Below are 14,139 nucleotides of genomic sequence, written 5' to 3'. Positions count from 1 at the left end.
CATCAGCTGTGCAGCAGGTTGAGGTCGGTGAGGCTGTGCAGCGCGGCCAGCGGATCGCTGGCCAGGCTCAGTTCGGCGTTCTGCTGGGCGATGACCTGTAATTCGTCGGCGTGAATCTGTACCACCTGACCGACCAGCAGGCAGGGGCAATCGTAGCCACCCAGCAGGCGCTGCAGGTGCGTGCTATTCAATGCTTGGCTGGAATAAAGCAGCACGGCGCGCGGCTGAATATGTTCGACCGCGAGGGCTAATTCGGGTGGTGGCAGTGGCCAGTCGAACACCTCCACCGCAATACCTGCATTGCTTGCTAGCCAAGCGGTCAGCCACAAACCGGGCGCCATGGGCAGGTCAGAGACATTGATCAGCAGCAGCGGCGCACCATTGTGCTGACGGTTGTTGTGGTACAGGCGTGCGCCAAGTTTGCTGCGCAGCCACGAGTAGAAAAACACTCGCTCTGCCTGAGCGCCAAACTGATTGCGCCAGCGCAATTCAAGCTCTTCAAGCAGTGGCAGCAGCAGTTGCTCGCACAGGGTGCTGGGCGGGTAGAGCGCCAGTTCGCTGTTGAAACAATCGTCCAGGCGGCGCTCGTTGAGGTTGCAAATGGCTTCCTGCAATTGCTGGCGCTTGGCTTCCCACTGCGAGCTGGCTTCGGCAAAGGCCGGCTGGTTACTGCGCAGCAGGCCCTTGACCTGGCTGACCGAGACGCCGCGATTGAGCCACGTCAGGATCGCCTGAATGTGCGTGACATGTTCATCCGAATAAAGACGATGACCTTTCGGCGTGCGGTGCGGCACGATCAAGCCATAACGACGTTCCCACGCGCGCAGCGTGACCGCGTTGACTCCCGTGATACGGGCGACATCGCGGATCGGCATAAAGCCCTGGGCAATGGCCGCCTGATAGTCGTCGGCGGTCGCGCCAGGGTTGCTTGAATCAAGACTCATAGGGCATTACGCAGGCTGAGGTTTTCCGGGTGTGGCTGCAGGTAGACCTGCCGCGTGATGTAAGTGTCTGGGTGACGGCGGAAGTGGTGCTTGAGCAGGGTCATGGGCACCACCAACGGCACCACACCGTGACGGTACTGGCCGATCAGTTGTTGCATTTCCTGCTTGTCTTCGCTGCTCAGCGCTTGCTTTAGATAGCCGCTGATATGCTGCAGCACATTACTGTGGCTGCGGCGAGTGGCGCAGCTTTTTAGCGCGCTCATCAGGTCGCTGAAATAGCGCGAGGCCAGTTCTTGCAAATCCTGCTGGCCGAGGTTGCCCAGCATGCGGCCGAGCAATTTATATTGCTGCGCATTAGTGGCCATCAGCATGTATTTGTAGCGCGAGTGGAAGGCAATCAAGCTTTGCCGGGTCAGGCCATCGCGTAGCAGTTGTTGCCATTCGGAGTAAGCGAAGACGCGGGTAATAAAGTTCTCACGCAGGACCGGGTCGTTTAGGCGGCCATCTTCTTCCACCGGGAGATTGGGGTGGCGGGCGCAAAACGCCTCAGCGAAGATTCCACGTCCTGGTTCGCTAGGGCGGCCGTTGTCCTGATAAACCTTGACTCGGTGCAGGCCGCAGGACGGCGACTGCTGCATAAAGATGTAGCCGCAAATATCAGTAAGCTCGCCGGCCATGCGCTCGCCATAGGCGGCCAGCGGCGCGGTGACATCCACTTCACGGCTGACCGTGCCCACGGCACGCGGCGCTTGCGGATCGCCGACCAGGCGGATCGGCTCTCGCGGGATGCTCATGCCTATACCCACTTCAGGGCATACAGGCGCAAAGTCAAAATATTCAGTAAGGGTGCGGCTACACAGGCGCGATTCCTTGTGCCCGCCGTTATAGCGAACCTCGGAACCCAGCAGGCAGGCGCTGATGCCCAGTTTGGGTTTGCCGGTGATGGTTTCTGATGAGCGCATGGGCAACCTCCGATGACGACTTGTACAGATCCTGATGGATGTACAACTTAGCTTCATCATAGGTCTGCAATTGTACAAGTCAATATATTTGTACAACTATGGTATGAGTTTGTGCGGCACTGTTACTTCCAGCCCATGCGCCACTCATCAGGGTTTTCCAGCGCGTGCCAGTCCAGGCGCTGGCTGCGCTGGTTGAGCACGGCCTGCAGTTCGACCTGCAGTACCGTACCGTCCTCATCGCAGAACAGTTCGGTTACAAGAAAGTGCTTCTCGCGGTTCTGCGGCTGCGTAGCTGTCCACTTTGACAGCAGCAGCTTGCGCGGATTGAGCCGATGCTTGGCGGGCGTGGCGTGTACTTGACTCTTCATTGCAGATTCTCAAGCAAACGTCGTGCGGCTTCCTGGCCGCTAAGCCAGGCGCCTTCCACGCGGCCAGACAGGCACCAATCCCCACAGGCGTAGATGCCCAGGTCAGCATCGGCCAGTACGCCCCATTGATGCGCACTGGCTGGGCGCGCATAGAGCCAGCGGTGCGCCAGGCTGAAGGTGGGCGCGGGTACGGTGCAGCCGATCAGTTCGGCAAACGCCCCGAGCAGGTGTTCGGTTACGTCTTCTTTAGACATATCCAGATTTTGTTTGGTCCACTGGCTGGTGGCGTGCAGCACCCAGGTATCAAGCTGGCTGTCACGGCCAGGTTTACTGCGGTTGCGCGCCAGCCAGTCGAGCGGGCTGTCTTGCACAAAGCAGCCTTCCACTTTGCTCTCCAGTGGCGTGTCGAAGGCCAGGGCGACGGCCCAGGTCGGGTCCATGGCTACGCTGGCTGCAGCGCCTGCCAGTTTCGGCACGCTGGACAGCAGGGTGGTGGCCTGCGGTGCTGGGGTGGCGACGATCACATGGCTAAACGGGCCGTGGCTATTGCCTTCGGCGTCCTGCAAGTGCCAGTGCTGTTCGCCGCGAAACACCTCGGTGATGCGGCAGGAAAAATGCACCGGCAGGGCACCGAGCATGGCGCGGGTAATCGCACTCATGCGCGGGCTGCCGACCCAGCGTACCTGCTCATCAGGTGAGGCGCTGAGCTGGCCATTTTTAAAGTTGTAGAGGCTGGGGGTCCATTCAGCGACCCAGCCGCGCGCCTGCCATTGCTGTACCACCTCGACAAAGCGGCGGTCGCGCGCGGTGAAATACTGCGCTCCTAGGTCCAGCGCGCCGCCATCACTGCGTTTGCTGGCCATGCGCCCGCCACTGCCGCGGCTCTTGTCGAACAGCTGCACCGAATGACCAGCGGCATGCAGCGCCTGTGCGGCAGATAGCCCGGCGATGCCGGTGCCGATAATGGCAATGGGATGAAGAGCGGTCATGGTCTACCTCTTGTGGTCCGGTGCTAAGCTACGCTTTAGACAAATGCTATACAGTATTTGTTTTGTGTATAAGATATATCAGGTTCGATCCTGTCTTCCTATAGTTAAGACAACCTGCCGGCCGATTGAAGCCATACGCAGGTACAAATGATTCGGCTACTGCTAGTTAAGCAAAAGCCAAGCGAGGGCGAGCTGATGAACATACTCCTGACGGGTGGTACTGGTTTGATCGGGCGGGCGCTGTGTCGCCACTGGTTGCAGCAAGGCCACCAATTAACGGTGTGGAGCCGTCGTCCTGAACAGGTGGCGGCACTTTGCGGTGACGCGGTGCGCGGTATTGGCCGGCTCGATGAGCTGGGCGAAGAACCGTTGGATGCTGTGGTCAACCTGGCCGGAGCGCCTATTGCTGATCGACCCTGGACGCGCAAGCGCAAAGCACTGTTGTGGGCTAGCCGTATTGGTCTGACCGAACAACTATTGGCTTGGCTGCACAGCCGCGAACAAAAACCAGCTGTGTTGCTCTCGGGGTCGGCGGTGGGCTGGTATGGCGACGGCGGCGAGCGCGAGTTGCATGAAGATTCACTGCCTGTTAGTGAAGACTTTGCCGCGCAGTTGTGTGGGGCGTGGGAAGAAACCGCGCAGCGCGCAGAGGGGCAAGGCATCCGTGTGGTGTTGGTGCGTACCGGGCTGGTCCTGGCCAGCGATGGCGGCTTTCTCAAGCGCTTGTTGCTGCCTTTTAAGCTCGGGCTTGGTGGCCCCATAGGCAATGGCCGGCAATGGATGCCATGGATTCATATTGACGACCAAATCGCCTTGATTGATTTTCTCCTGCAGCATGAGCAAGCACGCGGTCCTTATAATGCCTGCGCGCCGACGCCTGAGCGTAACCGCGCATTCAGTCAGGCGCTGGGCCGCGAGCTGCACCGGCCCGCGTTTATGCCGGCCCCGACATTTGTCCTGCGCTTGGCGCTAGGCGAGCTGGCAGAGTTGCTGCTGGGTGGCCAGCGCGCTTTGCCGACACGCCTGCAGGACGAAGGTTTCAGTTTTCGTTTCACTCATTTGGATGTGGCTCTGGCGGATCTGCTGGGCCAGCCTAACTAGGATTACGCATGACCGATCACGCCTTGTTACTGGTAAACCTGGGTTCTCCTGCCTCTACCTCGGTGGCGGATGTGCGCAGTTACCTCAATCAGTTTCTGATGGACCCTTATGTGGTTGATTTGCCTTGGCCACTGCGGCGTTTATTGGTTTCGCTGATTCTAATCAAGCGCCCAGCGGCTTCGGCGCATGCCTACGCTTCAATTTGGTGGGATGACGGCTCGCCGCTGGTGGTGCTGAGTAAGCGCTTACAAGAGGCAATGAAGTCGTCTTGGAATCATGGTCCGGTTGAACTGGCCATGCGTTATGGCGAGCCGTCGTTGCAAACCGTGCTGACCCGCCTAGCGAGCCAAGGAATTAAGCAGGTCACCCTGGCGCCGCTCTATCCGCAATTTGCTGACAGCACCACCACCACTGTGATTGAAGAGGCGCGGCGTGTGGTGCGTGAGCAGCAGTTGCCCATTCGGTTCTCGATACTGCCGCCATTCTTTGAGCAGCCGGAATACTTGGATGCCTTGGTTGATAGTGCTAAGCCGTACCTTGAACAAGATTTCGACCACCTGCTGCTGAGTTTTCATGGCCTGCCAGAGCGTCACCTGCGCAAGCTCGACCCCAGTCGTCATTGCTTGAAAAACGCGGATTGTTGCCGCAATGCCTCGCCCGAAGTACTCGCCACCTGCTACCGCGCGCAATGCATGCGCAGTGCCGAGTTGTTCGCTCAGCGCATGGGGCTCAAACCGGAGCAGTGGTCGGTGTCCTTCCAGTCGCGTTTGGGTCGCGATAAGTGGATTGAGCCCTACACCGAAGCGCGCCTCGATGAGCTGGCTAAACAAGGCGTGAAGAACCTATTGGTGATGTGCCCAGCCTTTGTCGCCGACTGCATCGAAACCTTGGAGGAAATCGGCGACCGCGGCCGCGAGCAGTTTGTTGAGGCGGGCGGCGAGAGCCTCCAGTTGGTGCCGTGCCTGAATGATCATCCAAGCTGGGTCGCGGCCCTGAAAACCCTCAGTGAGCGAGCGCCCTTGATGCTCTAAACCACTTGGCGCGCGGTCATTCGCTCAAAGGGATGCCGCGCATTCGCCTGATTGATAACACCCAAGGGCGATACTCATCGCCCTATGTCTCGGCCTAAGCTGGCAGTTCTTTCAACCGTCGTGCACCGCACATAACGGTGCCGAGGAGACTGCCAGTGCCCAACAACAATAACGGCTATCCCTCTTCCACCCGCGCCTGGGTGACTGTCGCCATTCTCATGGTGGCGTATGTGCTGTCATTTATTGACCGGCAGATTCTTAACTTGCTGGTGGGGCCAATCCGCCGCGATCTGATGATCAGCGACACGCAGATGAGCTTGCTGATGGGCTTGTCGTTTGCCCTGTTCTATACCGTTTGCGGTATCCCCCTGGGCCGGCTGGCCGATACCAAAAGTCGACGCGGCTTGATTGCCATCGGCGTGCTGTTCTGGAGTGCGGCCACTGCGGCGTGTGGCATGGCCAAGCTGTACTGGCAGTTTCTGATCTGCCGTATTGGTGTGGGTGTGGGAGAGGCAGCATTGTCGCCGGCAGCTTACTCGCTGATCGCCGATAGCTTTCCGGCCGAGCGTCGCGCCACGGCGATCAGCGTGTATTCCATGGGGGTTTATCTGGGGTCCGGTATCGCATTTTTGCTGGGCGGTCTGGTGATTAAGTTCGCCTCAGCCCAAGGTGATGTCGTCCTGCCCGTAATTGGTGAAGTGCGCCCTTGGCAGTTGATCTTCCTGATTCTTGGCGCGGCCGGGGTTTTATTTACCCTGCTCATGCTGGCGGTCAGAGAGCCGGTACGACGTGGGGTTGGCGCTGGTATAGCAGTGCCGCTGGCGGATGTTGGCCGTTATATTCGCGCCAACCGCCGCACTGTGCTGTGCCACAACTTTGGCTTTGCCGGGCTGGCGTTTGCTGGCTACGGCAGTGCGGCCTGGGTGCCGAGCTTCTTTATTCGCACCTATGGCTGGGATGCCGGTCAGGTTGGCGTGGTGTACGGCAGTATCGTTGCGGTGTTTGGCTGTTTGGGCATTGTCTTCGGCGGACGTCTGGCGGACTGGATGGCCAAGCGCGGCAGCAGTGATGCCAATATGCGCGTTGGTTTGTATGCAGCGGTGGGTGCAGTGCCTTTTGTGCTGGCCTTCCCTTTGATGGATAACGCGGTGTGGGCCGCGGTGCTGATGGCGCCAACGGTGTTCTGCCTGAGCATGCCGTTTGGTGTGGCGCCGGCGGCGATTCAAGAAATCATGCCCAACTCGATGCGCGGTCAGGCTTCGGCGATCTACTTGTTTGTAATCACCCTGATCGGCCTGGGTATCGGCCCGACTGCGGTGGCCTTGGTCACAGACTATGTGTTCGCCGACGACCAAGCGCTGCGTTATTCGCTGCTGATCGTCACCTCGCTGGCGGTGTTCAGCTCAATCGTACTCTTGAGCATGGGCCTCAAGCCTTATCGCGAGAGTGTGGTGCGCTTACAGGGGTGGTCGGCTAGCCCTGCATAGAGGTTTAACACTGCAAAAAAGCCCCGCTAAGTGCGGGGCTTTTAATTTGGGCGCGTTACAGGTCTGGCTCTTCCAGCACTGTTTTGCTGCGCCAGCCTTGGCCGCCGGGCAGAACCAGGTTGAGCACCAGGGCGCTGATAGCACACAGCGAGATGCCGGACAAGGCAAAGTCACTGTTACCCATGACCATGCCGCCGATGCCGAACACCAGAGTGATCGACACGATGATCAGGTTACGCGCCTCGGACAGGTCGACTTGATGACGAATCAGGGTGTTCAAACCCACCACCGCAATAGAGCCAAACAGCAGGCAGAGAATGCCGCCCATCACCGGCACTGGGATGCTTTGCAGGGCGGTGCCGAATTTGCCGACAAAGGCCAGGCCGATGGCGAAGCACGCCGCCCAGGTCATGATCTTCGGGTTGTAGTTCTTGGTCAGCATCACCGCGCCGGTGACTTCGGCATAGGTGGTGTTAGGTGGGCCGCCCAGTAGGCCAGCAGCCGAGGTGGCCAGGCCATCGCCAAGCAGGGTGCGGTGCAGGCCGGGCTTCTTGATGAAGTCCTTGCCGGTAACGCTGCCAATCGCGATCACGCCGCCAATGTGTTCAATGGCAGGGGCCAGTGCCACGGGTACGATGTACAGAATCGCTCCCCAGTGCAGTTCTGGAGCCACGAATGCCGGCAGTGCCAGCCAGGGGGCGGCGGCGACTTGCGTGGTGTCGATCACCCCACAAAAGGCTGCGACCACACAACCGACGATGATCCCGGCGAGAATCGGCACCAGACGCAACAGGCCACTGCCCATGGCGGCGACCAGCACGGTGGTGAGCAGCGCCGACATGGAAATCAGCATGGCGATTTCATATGGAATCAGTTGCGCGCTGCCGTCGCCGGCCTTGCCCATGGCCATGTTCACCGCGACGGGTGACAACGCCAGGCCGATGGAAATGATCACCGGTGCAATCACCACGGGGGGCAGCAGTCGGTCGATAAAACCGGCGCCTTTGATCCGCACCACAGCGCTGAGCAGGATATACACCAAGCCGGAGGCGACGATGCCGCCCAGCACGGCCGGCAGACCGAATTCACCTTTGGCAGCGAGAATTGGCGCGATAAAGGCAAAGCTGGAGGCCAGGAATACCGGGACCTGACGGCCAGTGACCAGTTGGAATAGCAGGGTGCCGATACCGGCCGTGAACAGTGCGACGTTAGGATCCATACCAGTGATCAGCGGCATCAGCACCAGTGCGCCGAATGCCACGAACAGCATCTGTGCGCCGGAAATACCCTGGCGCCAGAGTGGATCGTTGTATTCATCGTGCATGAATCAGGCGTCCTTCTGCTTGGTGCCGAAGATTTTGTCGCCGGCATCGCCGAGGCCGGGAATGATATAGCCATGCTCATTCAGGCATTGGTCGATAGAGGCGGTATAGATCGTCACGTCCGGATGCGCGTCGTTGACGGCCTTAATACCTTCGGGTGCAGCGACCAACACCATGGCGCGGATTTCCTTGCAGCCGGCCTTTTTCAGCAGGTTGATGGTGGCGACCATTGAGCTGCCGGTGGCGAGCATTGGGTCGATGATCATCGCCAGGCGCTCGTCGATTTCCGGCACCAGCTTTTCTAGGTAGGTGTGCGCCTGCAGGGTTTCTTCATTGCGTGCCACGCCCACAGCGCTGACCTTGGCGCCGGGAATCAGGCTGAGAACGCCTTCAAGCATGCCAATCCCAGCGCGCAGGATCGGCACTACGGTGATTTTCTTGCCGGAGATTTTTTCCACCTGCACGGTGCCGCACCAGCCTTCAATTTCGTAGTTCTCGAGGGGCAGATCCTTGGTCGCCTCGTAGGTCAGCAGTGCGCCGACTTCTTGGGCCAATTCGCGGAAATTCTTTGTGCTGATATCGGCGCGGCGCATCAGGCCGAGTTTGTGGCGGATCAGCGGGTGGCGGATCTCGAGGATGGGCATGGGCAGGGGTCTCCGGCAGGACGGGCGAAAATTGCGTTAGATTAAAGCATTGGCCGCCTCAAGTGCTGCGCCTTAATGGCTTAAAGTCGCTAAAAAGACGCTAACGTACCGGCCATGATGGGCAATTACCGCAGTTGGTCTGGCAGGGCTTGCTCTGTGCTTTGCAGATGCGTAGATTCGCCGACTTTTATTTTGACGCATCGATCAGCTTTATGGTCTGAGTCATCCCCGCCACTCATTGAGGAAACAGCATGTCCGTCGATCTCGTGCATATTCGCCAAATTATGGCCGAAGCCGATTGCCTGTACAGCAATGCCGAGGTCGAGGTGGCCATCGACACCATGGCGGCGGCCATCAACAGCGAGATGGCCGACAGCAACCCGGTGGTGTTCTGCGTGATGAACGGCGGGCTGATTTTCTCCGGCAAGCTGCTGCCCAAGCTCAACTTCCCGCTGGAGTTGTCCTACCTGCACGCCACCCGTTATCGCAATGAAACCAGCGGTGGCGAACTGTTCTGGAAGGCCAAGCCGGAAATCTCCTTTATCGACCGCGACGTGCTGATCATCGACGACATCCTTGATGAAGGGCACACTCTCGGTGCAATCATCGATTTTTGCCGTCATGCCGGTGCCAAGAACGTGCGCATCGCTGTGCTGGTAGATAAAACGCACGACCGCAAGGCACGCCCCGACCTCAAGGCTGATTACGTCGGCATGCCCTGTGTTGATCGCTATGTGTTTGGCTACGGCATGGATTACAAAGGTTACTGGCGCAATGCGCCGGGTATATACGCGGTCAAAGGCCTGTAAAACGTATGAGCGAACTGCGCTTTCTCGATCAGACACTGTTCGGCGATTTGGCCGAGCAAGCGGCGGCTAATCCACGCCAGCGCCAGCACCATAACTTTCACCAGATGGACGAGCCTTGCCACCGCATGGCGGTAGGTTTACAGCCGGCTACTTATATCCCGCCGCACCGCCACCTCTCGGCCGATAAGGCTGAAGCCTTGTTGGTTCTCAAAGGTAGTTTGGGGCTGTTGATCTTTAATGACCGCGGTGAGGTGTTGGCTAAGCGCGTGCTGGCAGCCGGTGGCGAATGTGTTGGCGTCGACGTGCCGCCAAATATTTTCCATGCCTTGGTCGTGCTCGAAGCCGACAGCATTCTGTTCGAATGCAAGGCCGGGCCCTACAAGGCAGTCGGGGCAGGCGAGCAGGCCAGTTGGGCGCCGAAAGAAGGTGAGGCCGATGCCCCGGCCTATTTAGCCTGGATGCGCGGGCAGTTCGCTTAAACCGGATTGTGCTGATTTCGTCAGTCTGGCCGGGTAAATGGCTCAAGCCGCTCCACTGCCTAGGCACCACTCTAATCATTGATTAGCAGAGGAGCCGAACCGTGATCCGATTGACCCTGGAACAAGCCCATCAACTCGCGCAGGACATACTGCGCAGCAATGGTTTTAGCGAACCCCACGTGCAAGCAGTGAGTGCCACCGTGCTCGCGGGGGAGCGCGATGGCTGTGCCTCCCATGGGCTGTATCGGGTGCTCGGCTGCGTACGCTCGCTAAAGGCCGGCAAGGTGGTTGCTGACGCCCAGCCCGAGGTGTTTGATCAAGCCCCGGCGATCGTGCGTGTTGATGCCCATGGTGGCTTCTCCCAGTTGGCTTTTCAGGCCGGGTTGCCTGTGTTGTTGGGCAAGGCGCGGGAGGCGGGTATCGCCGCGATGGCGATTAACCATTGCGTACATTTCTCGGCACTGTGGGTGGAAATCGAAGCCCTGACCGATGCCGGTTTGGTTGCCTTGGCCTTTACCCCCAGCCATGCCTGGGTTGCGCCGGCTGGTGGCAGTAAGCCGGTGTTTGGCACCAACCCAATTGCGTTCGGCTGGCCTCGGGCCGGCCATAACCCATTTATCTTTGACTTCGCCACCAGTGTGATTGCCCGGGGCGACATCGAACTGCATCGGCGTGCCGGTAAGCCACTCCCCGAAGGCTGGGGGATCGATGCCCAGGGCCAGCCCAGCACGGATGCGGCGGCGGTGCTGCAGGGGGCTATGCACACCTTTGGTGGGCATAAAGGCTCGGCGTTGGCGGCCATGGTTGAACTGATCGCCGGGCCGTTGATAGGCGACCTGACCAGCGCAGAATCCAAGGCCTACGATGACGGCGGCGACTCTTCGCCTTATCACGGCGAGTTGATCATCGCCCTTGACCCGCAGCGCTTCCTCGGCGCGGCTGCCGACGAGCACTTGGCCCGCGCCGAGACCTTGTTCGAGAGTATTCAGGGGCAGGGCGCACGGTTGCCGTCGCAGCGCCGGTATGAGGCGCGTAAGCGCAGTGCCGAGGAGGGCGTGCAGATCCCTCAGGCGCTGTATGACGACCTCAATGCGCTGATTGTGCGGTGAAACGGGCTGCGCCTTCCCGCTGTCACGGGTGCTGCGTCTAGCCGAGCAGGCAAAAAAAGCCCCAGCAGTGTGCCGGGGCAAAACGAGAACCGCAGACCGTGCCGACAACTATCCGGTCACGGGTTCACGTGTGCTCTCGCCATCCACCAAGCGGGCGATGCCGAGCGGGTTGGCATTTTGCAGGGCCAGGGGCAGTTGTGCATCCGGGCAATTCTGGTAGCACACCGGGCGCAGAAAACGCTCAATCGCCAAACTGCCAACGGAGGTGCCGCGCGCGTCGGAAGTGGCCGGGTAGGGGCCGCCATGCACCATGGCGTCACACACCTCGACTCCGGTGGGGTAGCCGTTAAGCAGCAGGCGTCCGGCCTTCTGTTCCAGCAATGGCAATAGTTCCGTGTATTGCTCAAGGTCGCTCGGTTCGGCGATCAGGGTGGCGGTGAGCTGGCCATGTAAGCCGTGCAACGCTGCGACTAACTCGGCTCGATCAGCCACCTCAATGACGATGCTGGTCGGGCCGAATACCTCCTCCTGTAGCAGCGCATCGCCTTCGCGCAGCAAACGGGCATCAGCCTTGAACAGTTGCGGCTGAGCCTGATTGCCAACCTGAGGATGGCCGCCCAGATGCTGCAGCCCAGGATGGGCATGCAAGCGTTGCAAGCAGTGGCTGTAACTCTGCAGCGTGCCAGCGTTGAGCATGCTCTGTGCCGGTTGCTCGTGCATGCATGCGGCGAAGTCGCGCACAAATTCGCTGAATTCAGCTGAGCGAATACCGATCACCAAACCTGGATTGGTACAGAACTGACCACAACCGAGCACCACCGAGGCCGTCAGTTCAGTGGCTATCTGTGCGCCGCGTTGCTTCAGTGCGGCAGGTAACAGCACCACCGGGTTGATGCTCGACATCTCAGCAAATACCGGGATGGGTTGTGGCCGTGCGGCTGCCATGTCGCACAGTGCTCGGCCACCTTTCAGTGAGCCGGTGAAGCCGACTGCCTGGATGGCTGGATGCTTGACCAAATCGGCGCCCGCGCCGTTGCCGAAGAGCATGTTGAACACGCCCGCGGGCATCGCGGTTTTTTCCGCCGCGCGAATAATCGCATCAGCGACACACTCGGCTGTCGCCATGTGGCCGCTGTGGGCTTTGAATACCACCGGGCAACCGGCGGCCAACGCCGCAGCGGTATCGCCGCCAGCCGTCGAGAAGGCTAGCGGAAAATTGCTGGCGCCAAACACGGCCACCGGGCCGACGCCGATCTGATACTGGCGCAGGTCGGTGCGGGGTAACGGCAGGCGTTCGGGTAGCGCCCGGTCGATACGGGTGCCATAAAAATCGCCACGGCGCAGCACCTTGGCAAACAGACGCATCTGCCCGCTGGTGCGGCCGCGTTCACCTTGAATGCGCGCGGCAGGCAGGGCGGTTTCGCGGCAGACAATGCTGACAAAATCGTCGCCCAAACTGTCGATCTCGTCGGCAATGGCCTCAAGAAACTCGGCGCGCCGGCTGGCGGCTAGCGCGCGAAATTGTGGGTAGGCAGCAGCAGCAGCCTGGGCGGCGGCGGCCACCTCTTCTGCTGTGGCCTGGTGGAAATGATAGGGCAGCGGCTCGCCGCTGCTGGCGTCGACGCTCTGTTGGGTGGTGCTGCCAGCAAAGCTGCGGCGCCCGGCGATGTAATGGTGTCCAACGAGCTTGAGCATAAATGGCTCCTCTGGGTGACGGGTCAGAACAGTTGCCCCAGTAACCAGGTGGCGAGACCTGGCAACACGAGGACAAACAGCAACAGTTGAATCAGGGAACGGCACTACAGCGCGGTACCTGTGGCCGTAAGGACTGTCGGCGGGGCAACGGATTTCAGGTAACAAACCGCTGGCGCCAGCGGCGGGGTCAGGGTCGCTGGTGCGCTGGTTACAGGCCGACATCCAAGCGCAGTGCGGCGATCAGACGGAGCTCTGTTCGGCCGACCAGGTGGCGTACCACTGACGGAACAGCCTGTACTGGGTCTCGGCGTAGTTACGCTGGGCGTCGCTAAGGGCATCGGTTGCGTTGAAATGCAGGGCATATTCCTGATCGCCGTTGAGCACCATCAGGTACTTGTAATAGAGCACCAGGTCGGTGCCTTCGTCGAAGGACGACAGCACATTCAGCGCCTCGGCCAGCTCCAGAGCACGACGCCGTGCGACGGGATCACCCTTGGCGGCCTTCTTGCTCAGCTCGACCAGTTGCAGCACTTCATGCGGCAGGGCATTACCGATACCGGTAATGGCGCCGGTCGCACCGCAATTGACGAAGCCATGCACCACCTGGGTATCGACGCCGGCCATCAGGATCACGTCCTTGTCCTGCGAGGTGATGTGCTCGGCGGCGTAGCGCATGTCAGCCGCGCCGCCGAATTCCTTGAAGCCGATCAGGTTGGCGTATTTGCGGCGCAGCTTGAAGAACAGCTCAGCACGGGTGGCGAAGCCGTAATACGGGCTGTTGTAGATCACGGCTGGCAGCTTCGGCGCGGCTTCGAGAATGGCGGCGAAGTGCGCTTCCTGGGCGGCTGGCGAAGCGCCACGGGACAAAACGCGCGGGATGACCATCAGACCGTGAGCGCCGACCTTGGCCGCGTGGGCGGCGTGGGATACGGCTTCGCGGCTATTTACCGCACCGGTGCCGACTATGGTTGGGATGCCGGCTGCGACCAGGCGTGCCACGCCTTCCTGGCGCTCGGCTTCGGTCAGCAGTGGCCAGTCACCCATGGAGCCGCAGTAGACTACCGCGCTCATGCCTGCTTCGATCAGCTCGTGGCCCTTGCGTACCAACGCGTCGAAGTCCGGCTTGCGCTTGGCGGTGCAGGGGGTCATCAGGGCGGGAATGGTGCCGGTAAAAATGGTGCGGCTCATGGGTTTGCCTC

The 14,139-nt window shown here is 60.1% G+C and carries 14 protein-coding genes; 6 read left to right on the top strand and 8 right to left on the bottom strand.

All coding sequences use genetic code 11. The features are described from left to right. Positions 1–2 precede the first annotated feature (2 nt). The 4 genes from BMZ32_RS18260 to BMZ32_RS18245 form a co-directional block, all read right to left on the bottom strand. A complete protein-coding gene (locus BMZ32_RS18260) occupies positions 3–944 on the bottom strand; it encodes a MerR family transcriptional regulator (protein WP_090244666.1) in 942 nt (313 codons plus the stop codon). Then, positions 941–1,906, bottom strand: coding sequence for a YbgA family protein (locus BMZ32_RS18255; RefSeq protein WP_090244664.1), 966 nt, complete (start codon positions 1,904–1,906; stop codon positions 941–943). The genes BMZ32_RS18260 and BMZ32_RS18255 overlap by 4 nt, the downstream gene beginning before the upstream one ends. A 122-nt stretch (positions 1,907–2,028) precedes the next feature. Next, positions 2,029–2,274, bottom strand: a complete 246-nt coding sequence (locus BMZ32_RS18250) for a TIGR02450 family Trp-rich protein (protein WP_090244662.1) — start codon at positions 2,272–2,274, stop codon at positions 2,029–2,031. Continuing rightward, positions 2,271–3,263, bottom strand: a complete 993-nt coding sequence (locus BMZ32_RS18245) for an NAD(P)/FAD-dependent oxidoreductase (RefSeq protein ID WP_090244660.1) — start codon at positions 3,261–3,263, stop codon at positions 2,271–2,273. The genes BMZ32_RS18250 and BMZ32_RS18245 overlap by 4 nt, the downstream gene beginning before the upstream one ends. Positions 3,264–3,458: 195 nt before the next feature. On the opposite strand from BMZ32_RS18245, the gene BMZ32_RS18240 reads away from it, so the two are divergent. From BMZ32_RS18240 to BMZ32_RS18230, 3 genes are all read left to right on the top strand, one after another. Next, positions 3,459–4,364, top strand: a complete 906-nt coding sequence (locus BMZ32_RS18240) for a TIGR01777 family oxidoreductase (RefSeq protein ID WP_090244749.1) — start codon at positions 3,459–3,461, stop codon at positions 4,362–4,364. 8 nt (positions 4,365–4,372) lie between these two features. Continuing rightward, positions 4,373–5,395, top strand: a complete 1,023-nt coding sequence (gene hemH, locus BMZ32_RS18235; protein WP_090244658.1) for a ferrochelatase — start codon at positions 4,373–4,375, stop codon at positions 5,393–5,395. Positions 5,396–5,550: 155 nt separating this feature from the next. Beyond that, positions 5,551–6,882 carry a spinster family MFS transporter gene (locus BMZ32_RS18230; RefSeq protein WP_090244656.1) on the top strand — a complete coding sequence of 444 codons (1,332 nt, stop codon included), beginning with the start codon at positions 5,551–5,553 and terminating at the stop codon, positions 6,880–6,882. Between the two features lie 55 nt (positions 6,883–6,937). Here BMZ32_RS18230 and BMZ32_RS18225 read toward each other — a convergent pair whose 3' ends face one another. Together BMZ32_RS18225 and upp are read right to left on the bottom strand one after the other, a co-directional pair. Continuing rightward, positions 6,938–8,206 carry a uracil-xanthine permease family protein gene (locus BMZ32_RS18225; RefSeq protein WP_090244655.1) on the bottom strand — a complete coding sequence of 423 codons (1,269 nt, stop codon included), beginning with the start codon at positions 8,204–8,206 and terminating at the stop codon, positions 6,938–6,940. A gap of 3 nt (positions 8,207–8,209) precedes the next feature. Then, positions 8,210–8,848, bottom strand: a complete 639-nt coding sequence (gene upp, locus BMZ32_RS18220) for a uracil phosphoribosyltransferase (protein WP_090244654.1) — start codon at positions 8,846–8,848, stop codon at positions 8,210–8,212. Between the two features lie 251 nt (positions 8,849–9,099). Here upp and BMZ32_RS18215 point away from each other — a divergent pair, with 251 nt between their 5' ends. The 3 genes from BMZ32_RS18215 to BMZ32_RS18205 all read left to right on the top strand — a co-directional run bounded on the left by BMZ32_RS18215 (position 9,100) and on the right by BMZ32_RS18205 (position 11,245). Continuing rightward, positions 9,100–9,657 (top strand): hypoxanthine-guanine phosphoribosyltransferase, encoded by a 558-nt coding sequence (locus BMZ32_RS18215; protein WP_090244652.1) that lies wholly within the window; start codon positions 9,100–9,102, stop codon positions 9,655–9,657. A 5-nt stretch (positions 9,658–9,662) separates the two neighbouring features. Further along, entirely contained in the window at positions 9,663–10,136 is a 474-nt protein-coding gene (locus BMZ32_RS18210) for a WbuC family cupin fold metalloprotein (protein WP_090244650.1), read from the top strand. A gap of 101 nt (positions 10,137–10,237) precedes the next feature. Continuing rightward, the gene (locus tag BMZ32_RS18205; protein WP_090244648.1) at positions 10,238–11,245 is read left to right on the top strand and encodes an Ldh family oxidoreductase; all 1,008 of its coding nucleotides are present in this window, start codon (positions 10,238–10,240) and stop codon (positions 11,243–11,245) included. Positions 11,246–11,353: 108 nt separating this feature from the next. Here BMZ32_RS18205 and BMZ32_RS18200 read toward each other — a convergent pair whose 3' ends face one another. Both BMZ32_RS18200 and BMZ32_RS18195 read right to left on the bottom strand, forming a co-directional pair. Next, the gene (locus BMZ32_RS18200) at positions 11,354–12,940 is read right to left on the bottom strand and encodes an aldehyde dehydrogenase (NADP(+)) (RefSeq protein WP_090244646.1); all 1,587 of its coding nucleotides are present in this window, start codon (positions 12,938–12,940) and stop codon (positions 11,354–11,356) included. Between the two features lie 240 nt (positions 12,941–13,180). Then, complete coding sequence (locus BMZ32_RS18195) at positions 13,181–14,128, bottom strand: dihydrodipicolinate synthase family protein (RefSeq protein WP_090244644.1); 948 nt, start codon at positions 14,126–14,128, stop codon at positions 13,181–13,183. Between the last annotated feature and the right edge of the window lie 11 nt (positions 14,129–14,139).

The organism is Pseudomonas guineae (genome assembly GCF_900113745.1).
GTDB lineage: Bacteria > Pseudomonadota > Gammaproteobacteria > Pseudomonadales > Pseudomonadaceae > Aquipseudomonas > Aquipseudomonas guineae.
The sequence above is the reverse complement of the archived record's forward strand: the minus strand, read 5'-3'. Positions and strand labels throughout refer to the sequence as shown.